At 69.7% G+C, this 24,067-nt stretch carries 28 protein-coding genes, 3 tRNA genes and 1 pseudogene; 10 read left to right on the top strand and 22 right to left on the bottom strand.

Annotated features, from left to right (window positions below; translation table 11 throughout):
• Positions 1-111 precede the first annotated feature (111 nt).
• The 9 genes from rplL to ACIBNA_RS00120 form a co-directional block, all read right to left on the bottom strand.
• On the bottom strand, positions 112-501 hold the full coding sequence (gene rplL / locus ACIBNA_RS00160) for a 50S ribosomal protein L7/L12 (RefSeq protein WP_399163043.1): 390 nt from the start codon (positions 499-501) through the stop codon (positions 112-114).
• A 114-nt stretch (positions 502-615) separates the two neighbouring features.
• Positions 616-1,146, bottom strand: coding sequence for a 50S ribosomal protein L10 (gene rplJ, locus ACIBNA_RS00155; protein ID WP_274818423.1), 531 nt, complete (start codon positions 1,144-1,146; stop codon positions 616-618).
• A 294-nt stretch (positions 1,147-1,440) separates the two neighbouring features.
• The gene (locus tag ACIBNA_RS00150; protein WP_399163042.1) at positions 1,441-2,268 is read right to left on the bottom strand and encodes a DUF1396 domain-containing protein; all 828 of its coding nucleotides are present in this window, start codon (positions 2,266-2,268) and stop codon (positions 1,441-1,443) included.
• 93 nt (positions 2,269-2,361) lie between these two features.
• Positions 2,362-3,219, bottom strand: a complete 858-nt coding sequence (locus ACIBNA_RS00145) for a hypothetical protein (RefSeq protein WP_399163041.1) — start codon at positions 3,217-3,219, stop codon at positions 2,362-2,364.
• Positions 3,220-3,348: 129 nt separating this feature from the next.
• Complete coding sequence (gene rplA / locus ACIBNA_RS00140) at positions 3,349-4,074, bottom strand: 50S ribosomal protein L1 (protein ID WP_399163040.1); 726 nt, start codon at positions 4,072-4,074, stop codon at positions 3,349-3,351.
• Positions 4,075-4,150: 76 nt separating this feature from the next.
• Positions 4,151-4,585 (bottom strand): 50S ribosomal protein L11, encoded by a 435-nt coding sequence (gene rplK / locus ACIBNA_RS00135; RefSeq protein WP_006130605.1) that lies wholly within the window; start codon positions 4,583-4,585, stop codon positions 4,151-4,153.
• A gap of 163 nt (positions 4,586-4,748) precedes the next feature.
• Positions 4,749-5,573, bottom strand: a complete 825-nt coding sequence (gene nusG / locus ACIBNA_RS00130; protein ID WP_274818417.1) for a transcription termination/antitermination protein NusG — start codon at positions 5,571-5,573, stop codon at positions 4,749-4,751.
• Positions 5,574-5,653: 80 nt separating this feature from the next.
• The gene (gene secE / locus ACIBNA_RS00125) at positions 5,654-5,938 is read right to left on the bottom strand and encodes a preprotein translocase subunit SecE (RefSeq protein ID WP_399163039.1); all 285 of its coding nucleotides are present in this window, start codon (positions 5,936-5,938) and stop codon (positions 5,654-5,656) included.
• 108 nt (positions 5,939-6,046) lie between these two features.
• A tRNA-Trp gene (locus ACIBNA_RS00120) sits at positions 6,047-6,119 on the bottom strand.
• A gap of 306 nt (positions 6,120-6,425) precedes the next feature.
• Here ACIBNA_RS00120 and ACIBNA_RS00115 point away from each other — a divergent pair.
• Positions 6,426-7,652: a pyridoxal phosphate-dependent aminotransferase gene (locus tag ACIBNA_RS00115; protein ID WP_274818414.1), complete on the top strand. Its 1,227-nt coding sequence runs from the start codon at positions 6,426-6,428 to the stop codon at positions 7,650-7,652.
• 134 nt (positions 7,653-7,786) lie between these two features.
• Positions 7,787-8,818 carry an adenosine deaminase gene (locus ACIBNA_RS00110; RefSeq protein WP_399163038.1) on the top strand — a complete coding sequence of 344 codons (1,032 nt, stop codon included), beginning with the start codon at positions 7,787-7,789 and terminating at the stop codon, positions 8,816-8,818.
• A 312-nt stretch (positions 8,819-9,130) separates the two neighbouring features.
• Here the strand turns inward: ACIBNA_RS00110 and ACIBNA_RS00105 are convergent, their stop codons facing one another.
• Positions 9,131-9,721 (bottom strand): TetR/AcrR family transcriptional regulator, encoded by a 591-nt coding sequence (locus ACIBNA_RS00105; RefSeq protein ID WP_399163037.1) that lies wholly within the window; start codon positions 9,719-9,721, stop codon positions 9,131-9,133.
• 105 nt (positions 9,722-9,826) lie between these two features.
• On the opposite strand from ACIBNA_RS00105, the gene ACIBNA_RS00100 reads away from it, so the two are divergent.
• On the top strand, positions 9,827-10,459 hold the full coding sequence (locus tag ACIBNA_RS00100; RefSeq protein WP_399163036.1) for an NAD(P)-dependent oxidoreductase: 633 nt from the start codon (positions 9,827-9,829) through the stop codon (positions 10,457-10,459).
• On the opposite strand, the gene ACIBNA_RS00095 is transcribed toward ACIBNA_RS00100, so the two are convergent.
• The 9 genes from ACIBNA_RS00095 to ACIBNA_RS00055 all read right to left on the bottom strand — a co-directional run bounded on the left by ACIBNA_RS00095 (position 10,456) and on the right by ACIBNA_RS00055 (position 15,729).
• Positions 10,456-11,511, bottom strand: a complete 1,056-nt coding sequence (locus tag ACIBNA_RS00095) for a UDP-N-acetylmuramate dehydrogenase (RefSeq protein WP_399163035.1) — start codon at positions 11,509-11,511, stop codon at positions 10,456-10,458. The genes ACIBNA_RS00100 and ACIBNA_RS00095 overlap by 4 nt on opposite strands.
• A 95-nt stretch (positions 11,512-11,606) precedes the next feature.
• Complete coding sequence (locus ACIBNA_RS00090; protein ID WP_399163034.1) at positions 11,607-11,987, bottom strand: DUF3291 domain-containing protein; 381 nt, start codon at positions 11,985-11,987, stop codon at positions 11,607-11,609.
• 100 nt (positions 11,988-12,087) lie between these two features.
• Entirely contained in the window at positions 12,088-13,524 is a 1,437-nt protein-coding gene (locus tag ACIBNA_RS00085) for an MFS transporter (RefSeq protein ID WP_399163033.1), read from the bottom strand.
• 90 nt (positions 13,525-13,614) lie between these two features.
• Positions 13,615-14,169, bottom strand: coding sequence for a TetR/AcrR family transcriptional regulator (locus ACIBNA_RS00080; RefSeq protein ID WP_399163032.1), 555 nt, complete (start codon positions 14,167-14,169; stop codon positions 13,615-13,617).
• Between the two features lie 125 nt (positions 14,170-14,294).
• A complete protein-coding gene (locus tag ACIBNA_RS00075) occupies positions 14,295-14,723 on the bottom strand; it encodes a MaoC family dehydratase (RefSeq protein WP_399163473.1) in 429 nt (142 codons plus the stop codon).
• Between the two features lie 8 nt (positions 14,724-14,731).
• Positions 14,732-15,184, bottom strand: coding sequence for a MaoC family dehydratase N-terminal domain-containing protein (locus ACIBNA_RS00070; RefSeq protein ID WP_399163031.1), 453 nt, complete (start codon positions 15,182-15,184; stop codon positions 14,732-14,734).
• Positions 15,185-15,284: 100 nt separating this feature from the next.
• Positions 15,285-15,449: a 50S ribosomal protein L33 gene (gene rpmG, locus ACIBNA_RS00065; protein ID WP_003948671.1), complete on the bottom strand. Its 165-nt coding sequence runs from the start codon at positions 15,447-15,449 to the stop codon at positions 15,285-15,287.
• Between the two features lie 88 nt (positions 15,450-15,537).
• Positions 15,538-15,610 (bottom strand) — tRNA-Met (locus ACIBNA_RS00060).
• A gap of 46 nt (positions 15,611-15,656) precedes the next feature.
• Positions 15,657-15,729: transfer RNA gene (locus ACIBNA_RS00055), tRNA-Thr, on the bottom strand.
• A gap of 236 nt (positions 15,730-15,965) precedes the next feature.
• Between ACIBNA_RS00055 and ACIBNA_RS00050 the strand changes: the two genes are divergently transcribed.
• Both ACIBNA_RS00050 and ACIBNA_RS00045 read left to right on the top strand, forming a co-directional pair.
• On the top strand, positions 15,966-17,225 hold the full coding sequence (locus tag ACIBNA_RS00050; RefSeq protein ID WP_399163030.1) for an amidohydrolase family protein: 1,260 nt from the start codon (positions 15,966-15,968) through the stop codon (positions 17,223-17,225).
• Positions 17,226-17,303: 78 nt separating this feature from the next.
• Positions 17,304-17,960, top strand: a complete 657-nt coding sequence (locus ACIBNA_RS00045) for an NAD(P)H-binding protein (protein WP_399163029.1) — start codon at positions 17,304-17,306, stop codon at positions 17,958-17,960.
• 19 nt (positions 17,961-17,979) lie between these two features.
• Here ACIBNA_RS00045 and ACIBNA_RS00040 read toward each other — a convergent pair whose 3' ends face one another.
• Positions 17,980-18,192 (bottom strand): hypothetical protein, encoded by a 213-nt coding sequence (locus ACIBNA_RS00040; RefSeq protein WP_059424760.1) that lies wholly within the window; start codon positions 18,190-18,192, stop codon positions 17,980-17,982.
• 80 nt (positions 18,193-18,272) lie between these two features.
• Between ACIBNA_RS00040 and ACIBNA_RS00035 the strand changes: the two are divergent.
• A pseudogene (locus ACIBNA_RS00035) lies at positions 18,273-18,603 on the top strand (MFS transporter); the annotation flags it as partial.
• Positions 18,604-18,838: 235 nt separating this feature from the next.
• Here ACIBNA_RS00035 and rox read toward each other — a convergent pair.
• Entirely contained in the window at positions 18,839-20,269 is a 1,431-nt protein-coding gene (rox, locus tag ACIBNA_RS00030) for a rifampin monooxygenase (protein ID WP_399163472.1), read from the bottom strand.
• Positions 20,270-20,511: 242 nt separating this feature from the next.
• On the opposite strand from rox, the gene ACIBNA_RS00025 reads away from it, so the two are divergent.
• Positions 20,512-21,006 carry a hypothetical protein gene (locus ACIBNA_RS00025; protein WP_399163028.1) on the top strand — a complete coding sequence of 165 codons (495 nt, stop codon included), beginning with the start codon at positions 20,512-20,514 and terminating at the stop codon, positions 21,004-21,006.
• Positions 21,007-21,488: 482 nt separating this feature from the next.
• Here the strand turns inward: ACIBNA_RS00025 and ACIBNA_RS00020 are convergent, their stop codons facing one another.
• Positions 21,489-21,785 (bottom strand): DUF1330 domain-containing protein, encoded by a 297-nt coding sequence (locus tag ACIBNA_RS00020; RefSeq protein ID WP_399163027.1) that lies wholly within the window; start codon positions 21,783-21,785, stop codon positions 21,489-21,491.
• Between the two features lie 188 nt (positions 21,786-21,973).
• Between ACIBNA_RS00020 and ACIBNA_RS00015 the strand changes: the two genes are divergently transcribed.
• From ACIBNA_RS00015 to ACIBNA_RS00005, 3 genes are all read left to right on the top strand, one after another.
• The gene (locus tag ACIBNA_RS00015; protein WP_399163026.1) at positions 21,974-22,876 is read left to right on the top strand and encodes a LysR substrate-binding domain-containing protein; all 903 of its coding nucleotides are present in this window, start codon (positions 21,974-21,976) and stop codon (positions 22,874-22,876) included.
• A 422-nt stretch (positions 22,877-23,298) separates the two neighbouring features.
• A complete protein-coding gene (locus tag ACIBNA_RS00010) occupies positions 23,299-23,484 on the top strand; it encodes a helix-turn-helix domain-containing protein (protein ID WP_308884014.1) in 186 nt (61 codons plus the stop codon).
• A 59-nt stretch (positions 23,485-23,543) separates the two neighbouring features.
• The gene (locus tag ACIBNA_RS00005) at positions 23,544-24,056 is read left to right on the top strand and encodes a hypothetical protein (protein WP_399163025.1); all 513 of its coding nucleotides are present in this window, start codon (positions 23,544-23,546) and stop codon (positions 24,054-24,056) included.
• Positions 24,057-24,067 lie beyond the last annotated feature (11 nt).

Genomic DNA, 24,067 nt, shown 5'->3' with positions numbered 1-24,067 from the left:
GGACCCCGGAAACGCCGAAGAGCGACCACCCGGATGGATGATCGCTCTTGAGCGCTTACGCGTTACACGCCCAGTGGGACGCGTCGTGGATCCTGGCGGATCCGGGAGGTCTTACTTGACCTCGACGGAGGCACCGGCGCCCTCGAGGGACTCCTTGGCCTTGTCGGCGGCCTCCTTGTTGACCTTCTCCAGGACCGGCTTCGGCGCACCGTCGACCAGGTCCTTGGCCTCCTTCAGGCCGAGGGAGGTCAGCTCACGCACGACCTTGATGACCTGGATCTTCTTGTCGCCGGCACCCGTGAGGACGACGTCGAACTCGTCCTTCTCCTCCGGGACCTCGGCGCCCGGGCCGGCCTGGCCCGGACCGGCCATCATGACCGGGGCGGCCGCGGCGGCGGTGACGTCGAACTTGTCCTCGAAGGCCTTCACGAACTCGGAGAGCTCGATGAGGGTCATCTCCTCGAACTGCGCGAGCAGGTCTTCCTGGCTGAGCTTCGCCATGATGGCGGTCCTTCCACTAATTCGGCAGGTGCCGGATGTACATGTGAGGCGGGCGTACGTCTGGCCCGCTACGGCCTCCGCGTTCAGGCAGCGGCGGCCGGGATGCGAGCCGAGTTACTCGGCACCGCCCTGCTCGTCCTGCTTGGCACGGAGCGCGTCCACGGTGCGGACGAGCTTCGACGGCAGCGCCTGGAAGACAGAGGCAGCCTGGGACTGCTTGCCCTTCATGGCACCGGCCAGCTTGGAGAGCAGAACCTCGCGGGACTCGAGGTCCGCAAGCTTCTTGATCTCATCGGCGGACAACGCCTTGCCGTCAAGGACGCCGCCCTTGATGACGAGATTCGGGTTGTCCTTGGCGAAGTCACGCAGACCCTTCGCCGCCTCGACCGGGTCACCGGTCACGAAGGCGACGGCCGACGAACCCGTGAAGAGGTCGTCGATCGAGGTGATCCCGGCCTCATTGGCCGCAATCTTGGTCAGGGTGTTCTTCGCCACACGGTAGTTAGCGTTCTCACCGAGTGAACGACGCAGCTGCTGGAGCTGCGAGACGGTGAGACCGGTGTACGCGGTGACGACGGCGCCGTTCGAGTTGCGGAACTTGTCCCGCATCTCCTCGACGGCATCGACCTTGTCAGGCCTCGCCATGAGCCTCGGCCTCCTTCCGGGTGATTCGGACCGCGCGGACCCGAAGGAGGACTGGGGAAAACGAAACGCCCCGGCGCAGGCGCACGGGGCGTAGCTCGACCGGTCGCACGCACGCACGGGGCGGCGGACTCCGGGAGCTTCTCCAAGTGTCACCTGCGCGGGTCGTCCGCCGTTCAGCGGATCCTTCGGCCACCGCGCCCTCATTCGAGCGCGCGGTAACGACCAGCGGTCTTTGGCTTCTGTAGGAGGATACGGGAACGGATCGCTGTCAAGCAAATCCGCCCGTACGACGGATCAGCTCGCGTCGAGCTCCTTGAACAGCTCGGCGAGGTCGGCGACGTCCTTGGCCGGCGGGGCCGTGACGTTCACCGGCTTGTTGTAGTCGAGGAAGGTGATGGTCATGTCGAGCGGGCCCTTGTCGGCCTCGCCCTTCATCCGGAACTGCTTGGTGCGGTCGTCGCCGTCGATCCACGTGTCCATCGTGAACTTCTCGACGCCCATTTTCTCGTACTGCTTGATGCTCTTCTCACGGTTCTCGCGGATGCTCGCGTCCTTGCCCTTCAGGGAGGCGCGGAGCTCGGCGAGGGTGAACGTGCCCGTGTAGTGGGTCGTCTCGACGCCCTCGACCTTCTCGGTGCCGACCTTCTTCACGTCCTTGGCGCTCGTGAGGAAGGTGGACTCCGCCGCCGGATTCTGCTCGGCCTGGCTCGGGGACCCCGGCTGGTCCAGCTCCTTGCCGGCGTCGGAGCCGGACAGGTCGAACTTCATCCAGGTCTTGCCGTCCATCTCCTTGGCCATCTCGGCTCCCCCACCGAGGTACATGGCCTTGTCGACGAGGCGGATCTCCACGGTCTCGGCGGCTCCCTGGACGGCCGCCGTCATCTTCATGCTCATGGCGATCGTGGGCTTCAGGCGCATCGAAGCCTCGCCCTTGACCTTGCCGGACTCCGGCGACGTACCGCTCATGCTGTACCGGACGGACGTGATGTCCTCCGTGTTCTTCGCCGCCTTGGCGACGGCGGCCGCGGGCGTCATCTCAGGCGACTGCTCAAAACCGCAGCCGACCGCACCGGCGGCGAGAAGCAGAGCGCCCAGCCCGGCGACAGGTATGAGTGTCTTCATTGATTCCCCCCAAGGAATACATGCTTGCTGCACAGCAAGGCCGTGAGCGTATCCCAGAGGGGCACAAGTGATCTATGCGAATTCAGGGGGACCTCAGGACGTACCGGACTTCTTCCGCATCAGGTCCTCGAAGTCCCCGGTGTCGGACAACGGGGGCCGCTGGGCCCGGACCCGCACGCCGTAGTCGCCGTAGTGCGCGGTCTGGGTCATCAGGCCCGTGGTCATCCGCGCCTTCTCCACCTTCTTGACGAGCAGGTTCCGCTCGTCGATCCAGATGTCGACGGTCTCGGTGGTGACACCGGCCTCGGTGAGCTGCTTCTTCAGGGCGGCGTCGGTGACGTCCGCGGCGGTCACGGTGCCGGAGTAGTGCGTGGCGGGACGGCCGCGCACGGACTCCTCGCCGACCTTTCTCACGTCCCCGGAGGCCAGCAGGAGCTTCACGGACTGGTTCGGCGTGGTGCTGCGCATCCGGTCGCCGAGGTGGGCGCCGGAGCCACCGGCGAGGGCTTCCAGGTCCTCGTAGGCGTACCGGATCCAGTGCTTGCCGCCAGCCTGCCGGGCGAACTTCTCGCCCATGCGCGCGTAGTAGGCGTCAGGCAGGTAGCGGGCCTCCATGGAAGTGCTGCCGAGCCGGCGCATGGTGTCGGCCAGGGTTCCGCCGGTGTATGTGATGGTCAGGGTGCCGGTGATGCCGTCGCGCCAGCCGAGGATGCCGTCGGCCGTCATGGACATCAGCGAGCCCATGGTCGTCGTGGACTCGACCCGGGCGGACTCGGCCCGCTGGGTGGCGCGCTCGGCGGAGCGCAGGGCCGCGACGGACCTGCCGTGCGCGACGCGGTCGTCCTTGCCGGGGCCGTCGGAGGAGTCCGGGGAGGTGCAGGCGGCCACCCCCGTCAACGCGGTCGCCACCGCGAGCCCCAGGCCCACGCGGCGCACGGTCGTGCCCTGCATACGTCCCCCCCGTTCGCATCCGGTTCCCGCACGTTAACCCAGGCCACCGGCGTACGTACCGGAAAAGGGAACGGGCCCCGCACCTGTGAGAGGTGCGGGGCCCGTGACCGGTTGGGTGAGCCGTCAGGCTCAGACCGCGGCCGGGTCCTCCTCGACGAGGAGGTTGCGGGTGCGGTTCGGGTCGACCGGAATGCCGGGGCCCATCGTGGTGGTGATGGCGGCCTTCTTGATGTACCGGCCCTTGGCGGCGGACGGCTTCAGGCGGAGGATCTCCTCCAGCGCGGCGCCGTAGTTCTCCACCAGCTTGGTGTCGTCGAAGGACGACTTGCCGATGATGAAGTGCAGGTTCGCGTGCTTGTCGACACGGAACTCGATCTTGCCGCCCTTGATCTCGGTGACGGCCTTGGTGACGTCGGGGGTGACGGTGCCGGTCTTCGGGTTCGGCATCAGACCACGCGGGCCGAGCACGCGGCCGAGACGGCCGACCTTGCCCATGAGGTCCGGGGTGGCGACGACGGCGTCGAAGTCCAGACGGCCCTTCGACACCTCGTCGATCAGCTCGTCGGCGCCGACGATGTCGGCGCCCGCGGCACGCGCGGCCTCGGCACGGTCGCCGGTCGCGAAGACCAGGACCCGGGCGGTCTTACCGGTGCCGTGCGGGAGGTTCACGGTGCCACGGACCATCTGGTCGGCCTTGCGCGGGTCGACACCCAGACGGAAGGCGACCTCGACGGTGCCGTCGAACTTGGTCGTGGAGGTCTCCTTGGCGAGACGGACGGCCTCGAGCGGGGCGTACAGCTTCTCCCGGTCGATCTTGGCGTCCGCAGCGCGAAGGGACTTGCTGCGCTTGCTCACTACTGCTCCTGGGGATTCTTAGGAGTCGTGGTCCGGGCCGAGCAGGCCCTGCCACTTCTGCTGATGGGGTTGGGGCTCAGCCCTCGACCGTGACGCCCATGGAACGGGCGGTGCCGGCGATGATCTTCTCGGCGGCGTCCAGGTCGTTGGCGTTGAGGTCGGGCATCTTGGTGGTGGCGATCTCGCGGACCTGGTCACGCGTGATCTTCGCGACCTTGGTCTTGTGCGGCTCGCCGGAGCCCTTCTCCACGCCCGCGGCCTTGAGGATCATCTTCGCGGCCGGCGGGGTCTTGGTGATGAAGGTGAAGGAACGGTCCTCGTAGACCGTGATCTCCACCGGGATCACCCAGCCACGCTGCGACTCGGTCGCGGCGTTGTAGGCCTTGCAGAACTCCATGATGTTGACGCCGTGCTGGCCCAGCGCGGGGCCGACCGGCGGGGCCGGGTTGGCGGCACCGGCCTGGATCTGGAGCTTGATGAGCCCCGTGACCTTCTTCTTCTTGGGAGGCATGTGCTCTCTCCGGGTCCTAGTGAGAGTTTTCCACCGTCCAATCCGGATCATCCGGATGGAGGCATACCGCACAACGATAACGGGTATCCATGTGCGGCCAAAAACCGAGCAGGTCAGGCAGACTCCAGGAGCCCGTCTGACCTGCTCGGAAGCCGGGGTGTTGCTAGTTCTTCTGGATCTGGTCGAAGGAGAGCTCGACCGGCGTCTCGCGGCCGAAGATCTCCACGAGGCCCTTGACCTTCTTCGAGTCCGGGTTGATCTCGTTGATGGTCGCCTGGAGCGTGGCGAACGGGCCGTCGGTGACGGTGACCGAGTCGCCGACCTCGAAGTCCAGCACCTGGACCTCGACCTTGCGCTGCGGAGCCGGCTTGCCCTCGGCCTCGGCGGCCTCGCGGGCGGCCTTCTCCTCGGCCTCGGGGGCGAGCATCTTGACGATCTCGTCCAGCGTCAGCGGGTACGGGTCGTAGGCGTTGCCCACGAAGCCGGTGACACCGGGGGTGTTGCGGACGACGCCCCAGGACTCGTTCGTCAGGTCCATGCGGACGAGGACGTAGCCCGGGAGCTTGTTCTGCTTGATCGTCTTGCGGTCGCCGTTCTTGATCTGGACGACCTCTTCCTGCGGCACCTCGGCCTGGAAGATGTAGTCCTCGACGTTCAGCGAGACGGCGCGCTGCTCCAGGTTGGTCTTCACGCGGTTCTCGTAGCCGGCGTAGGTGTGGATGACGTACCACTCGCCGGGCAGGACCCGCAGTTCCTCGCGGAGCTTCTCGATCGGGTCGCGGTCGTCCTCGGGCTCTTCCTCGGACTCTTCCGCGGCCTCTGCACCGGCTTCGGTCTCCGCCTCGGCGGCGTCGTCAGCGACGGCGTCGGCAGCCTCGACCTCGGCGGAGGCCTCGGTGTCCTCGCTGTCCGCGCCCTCGACGGCGTCGAGCTCGTCCTCGACGGACTCGACAGGCTCGATGGCGTCGTTCACGTTCGGGTCAGACACGGTGGCTGCTTCTTCCTGGATACATAGGGGTGGAACATGCGAAAGGAGCGCCGGGTACCTCGGCGCTCTTCGCTGGCGGCTCAGCCGAACACGTACTTGGCGGCGTGGCTGAGTCCATAGTCAATCACGGTGACCAGGCCGATCATGATGACCACGAAGATGATCACCACGGTCGTGTACGTCGTGAGCTGGTTGCGGGTCGGCCAGACGACCTTGCGCAGCTCCGCGACGATCTGGCGGTAGAAGAGGGCAAGCCGCTTCAGCGGGCCCTTCTTGCCGCGCTTACCGCCCTTGCGGCCCTTCTTGGACTCCGGCGCCTCGTCCTGGGCATCAGGCATGTCGATGGAGCCCACGGCGTCCGTCACTCGTCCTCACCTGATTCCGGGTCGTGGCCGTGCCGCGCCCGGTCTGAGCCGCACGGCGGTGCATTGCTGTACGTACATGCGCACACATCCTGGCGAAGGTGTGTGTAGCAGGGCCGGAGGGACTTGAACCCCCAACCGCTGGTTTTGGAGACCAGTGCTCTACCAATTGAGCTACGACCCTTTGTGTGTCCCCCAACGTACCGCATCCGTCCGGATGCCTGGTGTGCACCGAACGGGCGCGGCCTGGTGAAGGCCAACGAGGTGAGAGTGTACGTGGTCTGCGGCCGGTCGTCGAACAGAAAGGGCTCCCGGAAGGCCTCGTTGGCGGAAGATCGCCTGCGGAGCGGGATGCGGACGGCCGGGCTCCGGCTGAGGATCGCCCAGGCCGTGCGGCCGATCCGGACTGTTGTTCAGGGGTTTGCCCGGCGTTGTTCAGTCTGTGAAACCCACGTGCCACGCACGTTTCCGGTCTGAAACGATGGGGCCCATGAGCGCTGCAACCCCTCCCACCGAGCGCCGGGTCTCCGCCCGAGTCGGCGCGATCTCCGAGTCCGCCACCCTCGCCGTGGACGCCAAGGCCAAGGCCCTCAAGGCCGCCGGGCGGCCGGTGATCGGCTTCGGCGCAGGTGAACCCGACTTCCCGACCCCGGACTACATCGTCGAGGCCGCGATCGAGGCCTGCAAGAACCCGAAGTTCCACCGCTACACGCCGGCCGGCGGCCTGCCCGAGCTGAAGGCCGCCATCGCCGCGAAGACGCTGCGCGACTCCGGCTACGAGGTCGACGCGTCGCAGATCCTCGTCACCAACGGTGGCAAGCAGGCCATCTACGAGGCCTTCGCCGCGATCCTCGACCCGGGCGACGAGGTCATCGTGCCCGCGCCGTACTGGACGACGTACCCCGAGTCGATCCGGCTGGCCGGGGGCGTCCCGGTGGAGGTCGTCGCCGACGAGACCACCGGCTACCGGGTGACCGTCGAGCAGCTGGAGGCGGCCCGTACGGAGAAGACGAAGGTCGTCCTGTTCGTCTCGCCGTCGAACCCGACCGGCGCGGTCTACAGCGAGCAGGAGACCGAGGCCATCGGTCACTGGGCCGTCGAGCACGGTCTGTGGGTGCTGACCGACGAGATCTACGAGCACCTGGTCTACGGCGACGCCTCCGCCGTGTCGCTGCCGGCGGTGCTGCCCGAGCTGCGCGACAAGTGCATCGTGGTGAACGGTGTCGCGAAGACGTACGCGATGACCGGCTGGCGGGTCGGGTGGGTCATCGGCCCGAAGGACGTGGTCAAGGCCGCGACGAACCTCCAGTCGCACGCCACATCGAACGTGTCCAACGTGGCCCAGGCCGCCGCGCTGGCCGCCGTCTCCGGTGACCTGGTCGCCGTGGCGAAGATGCGCGAGGCGTTCGACCGGCGTCGCAAGACCATCGTGCGGATGCTGAACGAGATCGACGGTGTGGTGTGCCCCGAGCCGGAGGGCGCGTTCTACGCGTACCCGTCGGTGAAGGCGCTGGTCGGCAAGGAGATCCGGGGCCGGCGGCCCAAGGACACGGTGGAGCTGGCCGCGCTGATCCTGGAGGAGGCCGAGGTCGCGGTGGTGCCCGGTGAGGCGTTCGGTACGCCCGGGTATCTGCGGCTGTCGTACGCGCTGGGTGACGAGGATCTCGTCGAGGGTGTGAGCCGGATGCAGAAGTTGCTGGCGGAGGCCAGGGACTGACTACTCACGTGAGTGGTTGGAGCGGGCCGTTCCCCTTTCGGGGAGCGGTCCGCTTTCTCGTGTGGGAGTGCGAGCAAGACCACGTTCGGGGAAACCGCTACCGGGACGGCTGAGACGTACGGCAGGATCCTGGAATGGAGCGTGTACGTGATGTCTCTGAACTGCCGAAAGCCCATCTGCACCTGCACTTCACCGGGTCGATGCGGCCCACGACCGTGCTGGAACTGGCCGACAAGCACGGGGTGCGCCTGCCCGACGCGCTGACCGAGGCGCTGGTCGGCGGGGAGCCGCCGAGACTGCGGGCGACGGACGAGCGGGGCTGGTTCCGCTTTCAGCGGCTGTACGACGCGGCGCGCTCGTGTCTGCGGGAGCCGGAGGACATCCAGCGGCTGGTACGGGAGGCCGCGGAGGAGGACCTGCGGGACGGGTCGGGGTGGCTGGAGATCCAGGTCGATCCGACGTCGTACGCGCCGCGGCTGGGCGGGTTGATCCCGGCGCTGGAGGTCATCCTGGACGCGGTGGAGACGACGTCGCGGGAGACCGGGCTCGGTATGCGGGTGCTGGTCGCGGCGAACCGGATGAAGCACCCGTTGGACGCGCGCACCCTGGCGCGGCTGGCTGTGCGGTACGCGGACCGGGGGGTCGTCGGGTTCGGGCTGTCGAACGACGAGCGGCGGGGCATGGCGCGGGACTTCGACCGGGCGTTCGCGATCGCGCGGGAGGCCGGGCTGCTGTCGGCGCCGCACGGGGGTGAGCTGGCGGGTGCCTCGTCGGTGCGGGACTGTCTGGACGACCTGGGGGCGGACCGGGTGGGGCACGGCGTGCGGGCGGCGGAGAATCCGCGACTGCTTCGGCAGCTGGCCGAGCGGGGTGTGACGTGCGAGGTGTGTCCGGCGTCGAACGTGGCGCTGGGGGTGTACGAGAAGCCGGAGGACGTGCCGTTGCGGACGTTGTTCGAGGCGGGTGTCCCGATGGCGCTGGGCGCGGACGATCCCCTGCTCTTCGGCTCCCGCCTGGCGGCGCAGTACGAGATCGCGCGGCGGCATCACGGGTTCACGGACGAGGAACTGGCGGAGGTGGCGCGGCAGTCGATAAGGGGGTCGGCGGCGCCGGAGGACGTGAAGAGGAAGCTGCTGGCCGGGGTGGACGACTGGTTGCTGTCATAGCGCCCACCGGGGTGGTGGTGGGTCGGCGGCTGCGGGCGCGTCGTGGCTGACCCGGCGCCGTCGCCGCCCTTGCTGTGGGTGCGGGCGCGTCTCGGCTGAGCCGCCGCAGGCCGCCGCGCTGTGGGCCGGCGGTCCCGCCTGGCTGCGGGCAGTCGTGCCGCTGGGGCGATGGGGGTCCCCCCTGCTCATGGGGGTTCCCCTCTTAGAGCGAAGCCGAGAGCTTGGGGGAGGGTGGGCGCAGCGGCACCCCGCCACGCCGGGCTGCGGACCCACCCCGCCCCAGCCACAACGCCGAGCACGTGGAAGCGCCGGTCAGTCGGTGATGCCGGCCAGCAGCGTGCGGGCCAGCCTCGCGGCGAACGTGTCCACGGAGGGCCGGCCTTCCGCCGTCGCGTCGTACGCGAACGCCCGCTGCGCACACGCCCCCATCAGCAGCGAGGCCGCCGCGAAGGTGTCCGCATCCGCCCTGATCCGCCCGGCGTCCTGTTCCGCCCGCAGATACGCGGCCAACCCCTCGATCGGCAGATGCGGCCCCTTCCCCATCTCCCGCATCGCCTCGTCATGCCGCCGCTTCAACTGGGTCTCGGCATACAGCGACGCCGCGATCGGAAAGCTCTGCTCGTAGAACAGGGCCGCCTGCCGGGCGATCTCCGTGAGGTTCGCCTCCAGCGCGCCCCGGCCCGGCTCGGCGGCCAGCCCGTGCAGCAGCGGTGCCATCTGTGGCAGCCGTTCCGTGAGGACGCGGATGAACAGTTCCTCCTTGCTCGCGAAGTGCTTGTACAGCGCGGCCTCGGAGCAACCGGCGGCCCGGGCGATCTCCTTCGTCGTGGCGCGGGCGAGTCCGACGGTCAGCATCAACTGGTGCGCGGCGTCCAGGACGCGCTCCCGGGCCGGTGGCTGCATGGCTGCTTCCTCAAGCGCTTGACGGGTGGGTGAGCACTTACTCACCCTAGGGGAGGCAGTGGAGGTGAGTAAGTACTCACCCACCTATCGACAGGGGAAGTTCGCATGAAACTGACCGTTTTCGGTGCCACCGGCGGCGTCGGGCAGGAGATCGTGCGGCAGGCGCTGGGAGCGGGTCACCAGGTCACGGCCGTCGTACGCGATCCCGCCCGGCTGACCGTGACCGGCCCGGGACTGGACGTGTTCCGCGCGGACCTGGCCGATGCGCAGGCGGTGCGTCCGGCGGTGGCCGGGCGGGATGCCGTGCTGTCGGGGCTCGGTGCCCGCAGCCGCAAGCACGCCGGAGACGCGACTCGGCTGACGCGCACGGTGCTGGGCGCCATGGAGGCGGAGGAGGTTCCGCGGCTGCTGGCGATCAGCGCCGCCCCGATCGGGCCCGTGCCCGAGGGCGACGGAGCGCTCGACCGTGTCGCACGCGGCGTCGTCTCCGGGATCTTCAAGGACGTCTACGCCGACCTGCGCGCGATGGAGGCGGAGATCGCCCGCAGCGCCACCGACTGGACCGTGGTGCGGCCACCGAGGCTGCTGAACCGGCCGGTCAGCGGGGTGTACCGGGCGGTCGTCGGGGGGACCCCGCCGAAGGGCCGCTCTCTGGGACGCGCCGACGTGGCACACGCGATGCTGGGGATGGTCGACGACGCGGCCACCGTGAAGCAGGGCGTGGGGCTCGCCTACTAGAGGCTGACCCCGACCGTCACCGGCTCGTTGACCAGCGTGATCCCGAAGGCCTCGCGGACGCCGGCCACGACCTCACGAGCCAGGGCGAGCAGGTCCTCCGTGGTCGCGGTGCCCCGGTTGGTGAGGGCCAGGGTGTGCTTCGTGGAGATGCGGGCCGGTCCGTCGCCGTAGCCCTTGGTGAAGCCGGACTTGTCGATCAGCCAGGCCGCGGAGGTCTTGGTGTGGCCCTCCCCCGCCGGGTACGCGGGCGGCTCCACGCCCTCGCCGAGGCGCTCACGCACACGCGCGCGGAACGTGGCGAAGTCGGCGTCCGTGAGGATCGGGTTGGTGAAGAAGGAGCCGGCCGACCAGGTGTCGTGGTCCTCGGGGTCCAGGACCATGCCCTTGCCGGCGCGCAGCTTGAGCACGGTGTCACGGGCCGAGGCGAGCGGGACCCGGTCGCCCGGTCCGACGCCGAGGGCACGGGCCGTCTCGGCGTACCTGAGGGGGGCCGAGAGGCCGTCGGCGTCCTCCAGGGAGAAGCGGACGCGCAGGACCACGTAGCGCTCCGGGTGGGATTTGAAGCGGCTGTGGCGGTAGGAGAAGGCGCAGTCCCCGTTGGCCAGGGTGACCGTCTCGCCGGTCCGGCGGTCGTAGGCGACGACCTCGGTGATCGTCGAGGAGACTTCCTGGCCGTACGCCCCGACGTTCTGGATGGGGGTCGCGCCCGCCGAGCCGGGGATGCCGGCCAGGCACTCGATGCCGGCCAGGCCCGCCTCCACCGTGCGGGCGACGGCGTCGGTCCACACCTCGCCGGCGGCCAGCTCCAGCCGCGTGCCGTCGAGGGAGTAGCCCTTGGTGGCGATGACGAGGGCGGTGCCCTCGAAGCCCTTGTCGCCGATGACCAGGTTCGACCCGCCTCCGATGAGCAGCAGCGGGGTGCCCGCCTCGTCGGCTTCGCGTACGACGGCGATCACCTCGTCGTCCGTAGTCGCGGTGACCAGCCGGGTCGCGGGGCCGCCCAGCCGGAAGGTGGTCAGCGGGGCGAGGGGGGCGTCGTGGAGTTCCTGCACGGGCTCAAGAGTACGAGACGGCACTGGCAGGCTCCGGCACGCGTGTGTGCGGCCCACGTCCGGGAGACGAGGGCCGCACGCGCGCGTGGTGTCGCTCAGGACAGGCGGCGCAGCGCCTCGGACCAGGAGAGCGGGAGGTCGTCGCTCCTCGCCTGCCATGTGGTGAAGGTCGCGTCCGCCATCTGCGGGGCCAGGCCCCGGGCGGCAGGCCTGTGGGCGCCCGAGCGGGTGAAGTCGTCGAGCGCTGCCTTCGACTCCCACGCGGACAGCGTCCAGAAGGTCCGCCGCAACGGCTTCGCTTTCCGGGTCGCTCCGTAGACGCCGGGGCTGCGGCGCACCTGCCGCCAGACCGCGGGCGTACCGGCGAGGAACTTGAGCGCTCCCCACAGGGTGCGGGTCTCGAACCGGGAGGCGAAGACGTGCACCTCGGTGTCGCGGGGCGGGGTGTTCGGGACGGTCCAGGGAAGGGTGGGCATGGCCGCTCCTCCTTCGGGTCGTCGTCGGGGTCGTTCCGGTCGTCGGGTAGACCGGGCTGCGGGATCTGCTGGGTGTGTCGGGGTCCTTCCGGTCTCGGGATCAGTGGGCAGCCGTCTCCAGCACGGGTGCCGGTTCGGCCGGGGCGGCCTGTCGCTCGGCGCGTCGCCGGCTCGGGATCAGCAGGGCCGCGACGCCCGCGAGGGCGACCAGCGCGGAGCCCGTCACCAGCGCGGGGCGCATGCCGTCGACGAAGGTCTGGCCGGTCTCGTACCCGCCCTGTGCCGCGAAGATCGACGCCATGACGGCGATGCCGAGCGCTCCGCCCACCTCGCGCAGGGCGTTGTTGGCGCCGGAGGCGATGCCCTGCTCCTGGGGCCGGACGCTGGACATCACCAGGTGCGAGGCGGGGGCGAAGAACAGGGCCATGCCGATGCCGCTGACGATCAGGGCGGGCAGCTGGGCGGCGTAGGAGGCGTCCACCGTGGCCACCACCGACATGCAGCCCAGGCCCAGGGCCTGGAGGAACAGGCCCGCGGCGACGACCGGGCGGCCGCCGATGCGGTCGGCGAGAATGCCGGCGATCGGGGCGACCAGCATCGGCATGCCGGTCCAGGGCAGCATCCTGAGGCCCGCCTCGGTGGGCGAGTAGCCGAGGACGCCCTGCATGTACTGGCTGAGGAGGAAGATCGAGCCGAACATGCCGAGGAACATCAGCAGGCTCGCCGCGTTGATGCCGGAGAAGGCCCGGGAGCGGAAGAGCCTCATCGGGAGCATGGGGTTCTTGGCGCGCGTGCTGTAGAGGACGAACCCGGCGAGCAGCGCGGAGCCCGCGAACAGGCCCGTCAGGACCAGCGAGCCGGTCCAGCCGTCGCCGGGGCCGCGGACCAGGCCGTAGACGATGCCGAAGAGGCCGCCGCTGGCGAGCAGGGTGCCGGGGACGTCGAGCGGGGCGCCGGTGCCGTGGGACTCGGCGAGACGCAGCCGGGCGAGCGGCAGCAGGGCCAGACCGAGCGGGACGTTCAGCCAGAAGATCCACTGCCAGGAGATGTGTTCGGTGAGGGTGCCGCCGACCAGCGGCCCGGAGGCGACGGCGAGTCCGTTGACGGCTCCCCAGATGCCGTACGCCATGCCGCGCTTGGCGGCGGTCACGGCCGCGGTGAGCAGGGTGAGCGTCAGCGGCATCATCACGGCCGCGCCGGCGCCCTGGACCGCGCGGGCGGCGATGAGGGAGTCGATGCCGGGCGCCATGGCCGCGGCGGCGGAGGCGCCGGTGAAGACGGTGAGCCCGGCGATGAAGAGCCGGCGGCGGCCGAACCGGTCGCCGAGGGCCGCGCCGAACATCAGCAGGACCGCGAAGGTGAGCGTGTAGGCGCTCACGGTCCATTCCAGGTCGTGCAGGCCCCCGCCGAGGTCCTCGCGGATGGAGGGCAGGGCGGTGGTGACGACGAGGTTGTCGAGAGCCGCCATGAATCCGGCGACGCTGGTGATGACGAGGGCCCAGGCGGCCCGTCCGCGACGTGCGGTCTGCTGTGACATCGCTCCCCCAGGGATGTTTCGCTTGATCGATTAGTTATTGATTACTAACTTTCGCGCACATGAAAAGGCGCAGCATCCTGGCCCTTGTCGTCAGTTGCCGGGCGCGGACGGATTCAGTCCCGCCCAGACCCGGTGGTCGGCCGGGAAGCCCATGGCCACGAGGCAGTTGATGAGCATTCCCTGCGCGATGAAGGTCGTCGTCTTGTCGACGTCGGCCCCCAGCGGCAGGTGGACGGTGTCCCACAACCGCATCCAGCCGGCGCGCACGGCCTCGCCGAACTCGTGATCCCCCTCCTCTTCGGCGGCCGCCACGGCGAGGTACATCTGCATCTGCATCATCAGCCGGTCGGGCTGTTCGGAGATGGTCTCGATGTACGCACCACCCATGGCATGGAGAGCCTCGTCACCCTCGAGTCCCTCGGCAGCCTCCGCGAACGTCCGGATGGTGTCCTCGACACACCGCTCCGCCGCCGCCAGGAAGATCGCCTTCTTGCCCGGGAAGAGCCGGAAGAGATACGGCTGCGAGACGCCGACCCGCCGGGCGATCGCCTCGGTCGACGTGCCGTGGTAGCCGCCGCGCGCGAACTCGGTCGTCGCCGCGCGGATGACGCTCTCACGCCTCTCTTCTGCACTCATCCTGACCATGCAAGAAAGTTAGTACTCAATCACTAACTACGTCAAGCGGGTGCCGGTGCTCGCATACGGGTAAGGGGCGCCCCGCAATGGAGAGCGCCCCTTACCCGACATCTGCCGTCTGCCCGTCTGCCGTCTCAGGCCAGCCGCACGACCGCACGCGACATACCCAGCACCTTCTGCCCGGCGCTCGTCGCCGTCAGGTCCACGCGGACGGTGTTGTCGTCGAGCTTGGCCGCGACCTTGCCACCGACCTCGATCACGGCGCCCTGGTCGTCGTTCGGGACGACGACGGGCTTGGTGAAGCGGACGCCGTACTCGACGACCGCGCCCGGGTCGCCGGCCCAGTCGGTGACCACGCGGATCGCCTCGGCCATGGTGAACATGCCGTGCGCGATGACGTCCGGCAGGCCGACCTCCTTGGCGAACTTCTCGTTCCAGTGGATCGGGTTGAAGTCGCCGGAGGCGCCCGCGTACTGGACGAGGGTCGCGCGGGTCACGGGGAAGGTCTGCGCGGGCAGTTCCGTGCCGACCGCGACGTCGGAGTAGGAGATCTTCGCCGTCATGGGATCGCTCACGCCTCCTCGGCCGCGCGGGCCACGAGCTTGGTCCAGGCGGTCACGACGTGCTCGCCGGCCTCGTCGTGGACCTCGCCGCGGATGTCCAGGATGTCGTTGCCCGCCAGGGACTTGATCGCCTCGATGGTGGAGGTGACCGTGAGCCGGTCGCCGGCGCGGACCGGGCGGCGGTAGGTGAACTTCTGGTCGCCGTGCACCACGCGGCTGTAGTCCAGGCCGAGCCGGGGATCACGGACGACCTGCCCGGCGGCCTTGAAGGTGATCGAGAAGACGAAGGTCGGCGGTGCGATCACATCGGGGTGGCCGAGCGCCTTGGCGGCCTCCGCGTCCGTGTACGCCGGGTTGGTGTCCCCGACCGCCTCGGCGAACTCACGGATCTTCTCCCGACCCACCTCGTAGGGCTCGGTGGGCGGGTACGTCCGCCCCACGAAGGACTGGTCGAGCGCCATGGCCCGGCACCTCCTGGTTGCGCTACTGAACGGTACGGGTCACTCAACGACGCGAGGCCGCCCCCGATCACTCGGGAACGGCCTCGCGTACGAGCCTGATTTATCGCGTTTCGCGGTGCGCGGTGTGCGCGTTGCAACGCGGGCAGTGCTTCTTCATCTCAAGACGGTCCGGGTTGTTACGCCGGTTCTTCTTGGTGATGTAGTTCCGCTCCTTGCACTCCACGCAGGCCAGCGTGATCTTCGGGCGGACGTCGGTGGCAGCCACGTGAGTGCTCCTTGACGAACGGGTTGACTGTATTAACGCAAGAAGAGTAGCCGATCGAAGGACCGACCCCGCAATCGGCTACTGAGAGTAGCGGTGACCGGACTTGAACCGGTGACACAGCGATTATGAGCCGCTTGCTCTACCGACTGAGCTACACCGCTTTGATGCAGTCGGGCCCCGCCTTGCGGCGGGAACCGTTCACACCAGAGCCCCAAAACGGAATCGAACCGTTGACCTTCTCCTTACCATGGAGACGCTCTGCCGACTGAGCTATTGGGGCGAGCGATGAAGACATTACACGCTCCGCCGCCGTTCGCCCAAATCCGTTTCGGGCACCCGTCCGGGACGCGCGCACCGTCCTCCCGGCAGCCTCGTGCGTGCCTCGCGTCCCGTACGACGGGCCACGCCGGTACGACTATTGCGCTCCTCCCCGCGACGGGCGGGAGGCCGTCCTAGGCTCGACTCACTCTGAGTGATCATGCGTCCTCGCGTGCGCAGCCGAGCCCCAGGAGCGCGATGCCCGACAGCCAGCCGCAGCCACCGCCGCCCCCGTCGTCCTCGCCGGGTCCGGCCGACCCGTCGTCGCTGCTGCTGTCCGGGGCGCGGCTCACCGACGGCCGGACCGTGGACGTACGGCTGGGCGGCGGGCGTATCGAGGCGGTCGGCACGGCCGGCAGCCTGGCGGCGGGCGGCACGCGCGCGTGCGGGGCGCGGGTGGATCTAGGCGGCTATCTGCTGCTGCCGGCCCCGGCCGAGCCGCACGCCCACGCCGACACGGCGTTGTCGGCCGACGCCGAGGGCCCGGTCTCGTACGAACCCCAGGACGTCCAGCGCCGGGCGACCGAGGCCGCGCTGCTCCAGCTCGGGCACGGGGCGACGGCGGTGCGGGCCCATGTGCGCGTGGGGGACGTCCAGGGGCTGGGCGCGCTGGCGGCCGTGTTGCAGGCGCGGCGGGCGCTGCGGGGGCTGGCCGAGCTGACGACGGTGGCGATGCCCCGGGTGCTGACCGGGGTGGCCGGGGCGGACGGGCTGGCTGTGCTGCGGGACGCGATGAAGATGGGCGCCTCGGTGGTGGGCGGCCGGCCGGATCTCGACCCGGATCCGGCGGGGTACGTGGAGGCGGTCCTGGAGGTGGCCTCCGAGCACGGCTGTCCCGTCGACCTGCACACGGACGCCGGGGATCCGGCGCGGCTGGCCCGGCTCGCGGCGATGGCGGGCGGGCTGCGCCCCGGGGTGACCCTCAGCCCGTGCGGCGATCTCGGCCGACTGCCCTCCGAGGTGGCCTCGCGGACCGCGGACCAACTGGCGGCGGCCGGGGTGACGGTGGTGTGCCTGCCGCAGGGCGGCTGCGGTGGCGTGGACCGGCGGGGGGCGGCTCCGGTACGGCTGCTGCGGGCGGCCGGGGTGCGGGTGGCCGCAGGGAGCGGGGCACTGCGGGACGTGTCGAACCCCGTGGGGCGCGGCGACCCGCTGGAGGCGGCGTTCCTGCTGGCCTCGCGCTACGGCCTCTCGCCCGAGGAGGCGTACGACGCGGTGAGCTCCTCGGCGCGGGCGGTGCTGGGGCTGCCGGAGGTGCGGGTGGAGGCGGGTTTCCCGGCCGAGTTGCTCGCGGTGCGCGGGGACCGGCTGGCGGGGGCGCTCTCGCTGGCGTACAGCCGGGTGGTGGTGCACCGGGGGCGCGTGGTGGCGCGGACCAGCGCGGTGCGGGAGTTCTGCAGTTCGGCGGCTTCTGCGGAGCTGGGGCTGCCGCGGCAGGGGCGGGGGCAGTTGTCGTAGGGCGCGGGGCGGGTGGGGCGTCGGGGTGTGGCTGAAGTCGTGCGGCGGACGGTGCTGTCCGGGCGTACGGTCGAAGGCATGCGTACTGTCATCGCTGGTGGTCATGGTCAGATCGCGCTGCGGCTCGAGCGGCTGCTCGCCGCGCGCGGAGACGAGGGCGCGGGGATCATCCGCAAGGCCGAACAAGCCGACGATCTGCGGGAGGCCGGTGCCGAACCGGTCGTGCTCGACCTGGAGTCGGCGTCCGTGGACGAGGTCGCGCAGCGGCTCAGGGGTGCCGACGCGGCGGTGTTCGCGGCGGGCGCGGGCCCGGGCAGCGGGGCGGCCCGCAAGGACACGGTGGACAAGGCCGCGGCGGTTCTCTTCGCGGACGCGGCGGTGCAGGCGGGCGTGCGGCGCTTCGTGATCGTGTCGTCCATGGGCGCCGATCCGCAGCACCAGGGCGACGAGATCTTCGACGTCTACCTGCGCGCCAAGGGGGAGGCGGACGCGTACGTGCGCGGCCTGGACGCCCTGGACTGGACGATTCTGCGCCCCGGTCAGCTCACCGACGACGCCGGCACCGGCCTGGTACGCCTGGAGGCGCACACGGGCCGCGGGCCGATTCCGCGCGACGACGTGGCCGCCGTGCTGGCGGAGCTGGTGGACACCCCCGCGACGGCCGGCCTCACTCTTGAGCTGATCAGCGGGCCGGCTCCGGTGTCCGTGGCGGTGAAGGCGGTGGCGGGGAACTGACGGCGCCGGGGAACCGTTCCTAGAACAGGGGCAGTTGGCCCGGGAAGTCGGGGACCGCGTAGCCGTCCAGGGAGGGCTGTTCCGGGCCGAGCCGGGCCTGGCGGCGGGAGCCCGGGCATGAGGTGAGCTCGCCGTGTTCCCGGGCGCCGGGCGGGTCGTGGCGCGCGTACCGCCCGGCGACGACGGCGATCTCGCGACGGCACTCGGGACAGGTTCTGCGACGGGAGGACATGGAGCCAGTGTGCCGCGCGGGCGACTCGCGTACGCCTGTCCCCCACTCCGTGGTTCCACACCCCCGTGGTCTCCTCCCTGCGCCCGCCGGCCCAGGTGGTCGAGGTCGGCGCGGCCGGGACCACCCGCGTCGAGCTGGAGCTGCGGCCCGGCGCGCAGGTGCGGGGCACGGTGCGCGGAGGGGGCGCTGCGCTGAGCGACGCGCGGGTGACCCTGATGGACGCGGCGGGCAACGTGGTCGCTGGTCGCCACGACGCGGAGCGGCGTCGACGGGCGTACGCCTTCTGTCGACGTGGACACCGGTGCGTACACGGTCATCGCGACGGGCCACCCGCCGAAGACGGCGTTGGTGACGGTCTCGGGCACCGGCGTGGACGACCACGACATCGAACGCGCCCACGCCGCCGAGTAGGCCGCCACCCTGTCGGGCCACGCCGACGTGCGAGGCGGCAGGCGCCTGGTCGGGTCAGGCAGGACGCGCTCAGCCAGGTGCCACGCCGCATAATCTCGGCAGCCGGCCGAGCAGTCCTGCCCGGAGGCCGCCGCCTCATCCGGTCACAGGACCGCTCAGCCGGTTGCCCGCCGAGTCAACTCGGCAGTCGGCCGGGCAAGTCCTGCGAGAAGCCCGCCGGTCGCGCCGGACCCGCTCAGCCCGTTGTCGCCGCGCCGAACCACCGCGGCAGCCGGTCGAGCAGTTCCCGCTGGTCCTCGCCTACCCACGCCACGTGGCCGTCCGGCCGCAGGAGCACCGCGGGGACGTCCAGTTCCTCGCTGACGTCGACGACGTGGTCGACCCGGTCCGCCCAGCCCGCCGTCGACAGCCGGCCGGTCTGGTCGAGCAGCAGTCCGCGGCCCCCGCGCATCAGCTCGTAGAGGCGACCCCGCTTTAGCGTCACGTCCCGCAGGCGCCGGCCGAGGAGTTCGTGGCCCTCGCCGAAGTCGTAGCGGACCGAGATCGCGGTGATCTTCTCGATCAGGTACCGGTTCACCTCCTCGAGGTCCATCAGCTCCTCGACCAGCCGGCGCACGGCCCTCGGCCCCGGCTCGGAGCTCAGCAGCTCGGTCTGCGCGCGGGTGTTGTCCAGCACGGCGGCGGCCACCGGGCGCCGTTCGGTGTGGTAGCTGTCCAGCAGCCCCTCCGGTGCCCAGCCGCGCACTTCGGCGGCCAGCTTCCAGCCGAGGTTGAACGCGTCCTGGATGCCGAGGTTGAGCCCCTGCCCGCCGGTCGGCGGATGGATGTGCGCGGCGTCGCCGGCGAGCAGCACCCGGCCGACGCGGTAGCGCTCGGCCAGCCGGGTGGCGTCGCCGAAGCGGGACAGCCAGCGCGGCGAGTGCACGCCGAAGTCGGTGCCGGCGAAGTGCCGCAGCCGCTGCTTGAACTCCTCCAGGGTCGGCGGCACCGTCCGGTCCTCGGTCACCCCCTCGGCAGGCACGATGACGCGGTACCGCCCGTCCCCGAGGGGCATGGTCCCGAACCGCCACTGCGTCTTGCGGACTTCGGCCACCGCGGCCGCCAGCTCCTCCGGCGGCACGCCCACCTCCATCTCGCCCAGCAGCGTCTCGATCCTGGCGGGTTCGCCGGGGAAGCCCACGCCGAGCAGCTTGCGCACGGTGCTGCGGCCGCCGTCGCAGGCCACGAGGTAGCGCGAGCGCAGCCGCGTGCCGTCGGCCAGCTCCGCGGTCACACCGTCGTCGTCCTGGCTCAGTCCCACCAGCTCGCAGCCGCGCCGGATCTCGGCGCCGAGCTCGGCGGCGTGCTCGGTCAGCAGGCGCTCGGTGACGCTCTGCGGGATGCCGAGCACGTACGAATGCGCGGTGTCCATCCGGGCGGGCCACGTCTTGCCGATCCCGGCGAAGAACCCGCCCGTCTCGTACTTCTGGCCGAGCGGCAGGAACCGCTCCAGCAGACCGCGCTGGTCCATCAGCTCGATGCTGCGCACATGGATGCCGAGCGCGCGGGACTGCCCGGTCGGTTCGGCCAGCTTCTCCAGCACGACCACGTGCACCCCGTGCAGCCGCAGCTCGCCGGCCAGCATCATCCCGGTCGGTCCCCCGCCGACCACGATCACGTCCAACAACACAGCCCCCAATTTCCGCGATTTCGGCTTCGGCCGGTGATTCTGCGGGGCGAGGGGGGCCTTGCCGCAAGGCCCCCCTCGTGCTATAAGTTGAGAGTGGCAAGGAGAGATGACCTCCTTGCCCTTTCTTATTCTCCCCCTTTCCTATTTTCTTCTTTCTTGCTTTCTGCAACCTGTCCGTCTTTTCGCGTGAGCGGGTGTCCCCTTCGCATCGGCGCACCAGGTCCCAGATGATCGCCCCCATGGGATCTCATGTCTCCGAGGTGGCACTTCCGCCTCTTTTCTGCCCTCTGGAATCCGCCCTTCACCCGCGTGTCCGGCAGGTCGAGAAACGCGCCGTGGAGTGGATCGGCAGCAGCGGTATGTGCGCCTCCGAAGAGGAAAAGGCCTGGGTCGTCGCCACGCACAGCACCGATTTCTACGGCCGGTTCGCCCCGGTCGCCGACGACGACCGGCTGCTGGCGACGGCCCTGTGGGTGTACTGGGGTTTCGGCTTCGACGACGCGCGCTGCGACCAGGGACCGCTCAGCACGCGCCCGGCGCAGTTCAACGCACTGGCCTGCCACGTGCAACGGGCGTGCGAGACCGATACGGCGATCGGGGAGGACCGGTACATCGGTGCTCTGCAGGACATCATGCGCCGCTTCCGGTCACTCGCCACGCCCACGCAGGTGGCCCGGTTCACACGCGTAGCTAGTTTGGAAGATCGCGTATGCAGATCGGGACTCAGCTGGTGAGACGTTGACGTGCGGGTTCTCGGGCTTCTCGCCTCTGTTCCCCGTTGTTCCCCGCCGTGCACTGCTCGATCGGGCACGTTAGGGGCACGGGCCTCGGCGCGACCGCGTGGTGATCCATGATCCGCCTAAGTCGGTGACGCACATCATGCGGTGGGCCGGCACGACAGGCTCGCTTGGCAGCGGATCGATTCCACGGACCCGTACGGCGACGATATCCGTGACGATGGGGGATTGGGTCGGGAGCTTGGTCAAACGCCAGCGGAAGGGCTCTGGGACGTCCCGGGCGTTCATTAGGCAAGTCGGTTGTCGGGCAATGATGTGTCGGCTGCCCCGAACTCCGCTTCGCGGCCCGCCCGACAGGGATCAGGCCGTCGACGACGAACTGGGACGCGGGGCATGGCTTCGAACTCGTCTCGTGAGTCGTCGTTCAGCACCGCGTGCGTATCAGGTGACGGATGCTCAGCGATGGCTGGGCCCGCCGGTCAGTCGATGCCGTCGATGATGCGGAAGTCTCGCTCGACGCCGTCGGGGAGGGCCACCAGCGCCTTCTGGTATGCCTCGCTCTCGTATGCCGCGACGGCCTGTTCAAAGCTGTCGAACTCGATCAGAACGACGCGTTGCGTGATTCCGGCCTCGTGGGCGACGACTCGACCGCCAAGGAGGGACAGGACGCGCCCGCCCCCAGCCTGGACAGCCGGACCGGCCAGCTCGTTGTAGGCAGTCAGCCTCTCAGGGTCGGAAATGGCGGGGTAGACACTGACCCAGTAGCCCTTAGCCATGGAAACCTCCTGTGTTCGGCCGGACACGTCCGACTTCGAATTGACACTCAGATCGATCGATCCCGGCGACGGGTACTGCGGTCAGTTGAATCGCCATATGCGCAGGTTAGGGCTTGATGTGCGGCCGAGGGAAAGACCGGTACGGGATAGACTCAGAACGGATCGTTATCAATCGGCAGGGAGGGCGCGTGGCGCCGGATACGGTGAGCCTGCGGTACTTCCTGGTGCTGGCCCAGGAGTTGAACTTCACCCGCGCGGCCGCACGGATCGGTATCGCACAGCCCGCACTCAGCGCCCGGATGCGCCGATTGGAGACGGAACTCGGTACGGCCCTGCTGGTCCGCAACACGCGTAGCGTCGTATTGACCACGGCCGGTGCGGCTTTGGCGGAGTCCGCGCCGCCCGCGCTGGCGGCGCTGGACCGGGCATGGGACACCGCCCGGAGCGCGGCGGCCGGTGAACTGGGCACGCTGCGCATCGGATACAGCCTCAGTACCGGGGCCGAGACGGCACCGGCCCTGGTAGACAGGCTGATTCGCGGCAACAGCGGACTCGAGGTCGGCGCGGTCCCGATGGCGACACCGGAGATCTCCCCCGCCGTCGCCGACGGCCGCATCGATGCCGGGATCACCCGCGGTGAACAGCCGGGCCGTGGCGTGCGCCGGTTCCTGCTGCGGCGAATGCGCGTCGGGGTCCAGCTGGCGCAGCACCATCCGCTGGCCGAACACCCGGAGATCGAGATCGCCGACGCGGCCGCGTATCCGTTGCGACTCCCGGACCGTGCGGCCAACCCCGTAATCCACGATCAGCTGTCCGCACTGTTCCGAGACACCCGACCACACCCCCGATTCCACACGCCCGCAGTCTCTTTCGACATGTCTCAGCGCGACCTGCGCGACGGAGTCACCCTCGCCCCGGCCGGGGAAGCCGCGGCCACGGTACAACCGGCCGGTCTCACCTGGCGACCGCTGCGAGGCGCGCCCAGCCTGACGATCCATCTGGTCCTCCCACGCGAGCAGTCACCACTACACCGCCGCATCCGTGCCGTCGCCAAAACCCTGGCGCACGAGCTGCACTGGCTGCCGGACTGACGCGCAAGAGGTCAAGCGAAACGGGCGCCTGCGGTGGCGAGGCCGAAGACCCTGCGCCCGGCGGACTGCGAAGCGGCCCGTTCTTCACTCTCTGAGCCGCGCACCACAACAGATAGCACCCCTCTTTGTCCGAAGTAGAGAGACGCTGCGTCACCTGCGTCACCCACACCCCGTAAACGGGCGGTGACCTGCTGAAAGAGCGGTGACGCAGACGGCCCGATTCTGCGTCATCCTGCGTCACCCGATGACGGAGGTCTACATCACCGGTGACACACCCCCAGGCCCCTGCGTCACCCCGAAACCGCAGGTCAGGGGCGCGAATGACGCAGATGACGCGGGTGACACAGAAATCCGCACCTCGGACACACGCGGACCCGCTTCCCTTCACCCTGTCCGCTGGACTCTCCGAAGGAGTCCCTGCCTTGGCCCGCCCCAAGATGCTCAAGCTCCCCGAAGTCCTCGAAGAGATCGAGATGAGCCGCGCAGCCTTCTACCGCATGCGCGCCCGAGGCAAGGCCCCCAAGCTCATCAAGCTCCCGAACGGGCATATCCGGTGTCGCCGCAGCGACCTGGACGCCTGGTGGGCCACGCACGAAATCGCAGCCTGATCTCTGACCGCACCACGGGGCCCCGCCATGGCGGGGCCCCTTTCGTAGGAAGGCCCTCGATGGGGAAGACGTACGACGTTCGGATCTGGTCCGTCCGCCAGCGGAAGGACCGTGGACAGAGCTCCGCGGAGTTGCGCTGGAAGACGGGCGAGACGCCTCACTCGCAGACGTTCCGCACCAAGACACTGGCAGAGGGCCGACGCGCTGAGCTGCTGCGCGCGGCGCACGCCGGTGAGCCGTTCGACGAGTCCACCGGAGCACCGCTCTCTGAGCTGCGGCAGCGCAACGACGTGAGTTGGTACCAGCACGCCCGCGAGTACATCGAGATGAAATGGCAGCACTCACCCGGCTCCACACGCCGCACGCTCGCGGAAGCAATGGCCACCGTTACGCCCGCTCTTGTCAGGGACACCAAGGGCATGGCTGATGCCCAGACGGTACGGACGGCTCTCTATAGCTGGGCATTCAACGTGAGCCGCCGCGACCAGCCCCCGTTATGTTCTTCGCGGTCCTGCAAGAGGGCCGCTGGCCTCCGGGTCCGGCATGACTGTGTCCCCCTGTCGAACGGATGACCTGGGGGGTG

It is taken from the genome of Streptomyces sp. NPDC050164 (assembly GCF_044459945.1).
In the GTDB taxonomy this organism is placed as follows: domain Bacteria; phylum Actinomycetota; class Actinomycetes; order Streptomycetales; family Streptomycetaceae; genus Streptomyces; species Streptomyces coeruleorubidus_A.
The sequence above is the reverse complement of the archived record's forward strand: the minus strand, read 5'-3'. Positions and strand labels throughout refer to the sequence as shown.

Bases quoted from the DNA above. Each gene is read 5' to 3' on its own strand.
- ACIBNA_RS00005 (WP_399163025.1), top strand. From the start codon at position 23,544: ATGGGGAAGACGTACGACGTTCGGATCTGGTCCGTCCGCCAGCGGAAG.
- ACIBNA_RS00150 (WP_399163042.1), bottom strand. From the start codon at position 2,268: ATGAAGACACTCATACCTGTCGCCGGGCTGGGCGCTCTGCTTCTCGCC.
- ACIBNA_RS00075 (WP_399163473.1), bottom strand. From the start codon at position 14,723: ATGACGGCGAAGATCTCCTACTCCGACGTCGCGGTCGGCACGGAACTG.
- rplL (WP_399163043.1), bottom strand. From the start codon at position 501: ATGGCGAAGCTCAGCCAGGAAGACCTGCTCGCGCAGTTCGAGGAGATG.
- ACIBNA_RS00145 (WP_399163041.1), bottom strand. From the start codon at position 3,219: ATGCAGGGCACGACCGTGCGCCGCGTGGGCCTGGGGCTCGCGGTGGCG.
- ACIBNA_RS00105 (WP_399163037.1), bottom strand. From the start codon at position 9,721: ATGCAGCCACCGGCCCGGGAGCGCGTCCTGGACGCCGCGCACCAGTTG.
- ACIBNA_RS00110 (WP_399163038.1), top strand. From the start codon at position 7,787: ATGGAGCGTGTACGTGATGTCTCTGAACTGCCGAAAGCCCATCTGCAC.
- ACIBNA_RS00050 (WP_399163030.1), top strand. From the start codon at position 15,966: ATGCCCGACAGCCAGCCGCAGCCACCGCCGCCCCCGTCGTCCTCGCCG.
- ACIBNA_RS00070 (WP_399163031.1), bottom strand. From the start codon at position 15,184: ATGGCGCTCGACCAGTCCTTCGTGGGGCGGACGTACCCGCCCACCGAG.
- ACIBNA_RS00080 (WP_399163032.1), bottom strand. From the start codon at position 14,169: ATGGTCAGGATGAGTGCAGAAGAGAGGCGTGAGAGCGTCATCCGCGCG.
- ACIBNA_RS00085 (WP_399163033.1), bottom strand. From the start codon at position 13,524: ATGTCACAGCAGACCGCACGTCGCGGACGGGCCGCCTGGGCCCTCGTC.
- rplJ (WP_274818423.1), bottom strand. From the start codon at position 1,146: ATGGCGAGGCCTGACAAGGTCGATGCCGTCGAGGAGATGCGGGACAAG.
- ACIBNA_RS00090 (WP_399163034.1), bottom strand. From the start codon at position 11,987: ATGCCCACCCTTCCCTGGACCGTCCCGAACACCCCGCCCCGCGACACC.
- ACIBNA_RS00100 (WP_399163036.1), top strand. From the start codon at position 9,827: ATGAAACTGACCGTTTTCGGTGCCACCGGCGGCGTCGGGCAGGAGATC.
- ACIBNA_RS00025 (WP_399163028.1), top strand. From the start codon at position 20,512: ATGGGATCTCATGTCTCCGAGGTGGCACTTCCGCCTCTTTTCTGCCCT.
- ACIBNA_RS00020 (WP_399163027.1), bottom strand. From the start codon at position 21,785: ATGGCTAAGGGCTACTGGGTCAGTGTCTACCCCGCCATTTCCGACCCT.
- ACIBNA_RS00040 (WP_059424760.1), bottom strand. From the start codon at position 18,192: ATGTCCTCCCGTCGCAGAACCTGTCCCGAGTGCCGTCGCGAGATCGCC.
- ACIBNA_RS00045 (WP_399163029.1), top strand. From the start codon at position 17,304: ATGCGTACTGTCATCGCTGGTGGTCATGGTCAGATCGCGCTGCGGCTC.
- rplK (WP_006130605.1), bottom strand. From the start codon at position 4,585: ATGCCTCCCAAGAAGAAGAAGGTCACGGGGCTCATCAAGCTCCAGATC.
- ACIBNA_RS00115 (WP_274818414.1), top strand. From the start codon at position 6,426: ATGAGCGCTGCAACCCCTCCCACCGAGCGCCGGGTCTCCGCCCGAGTC.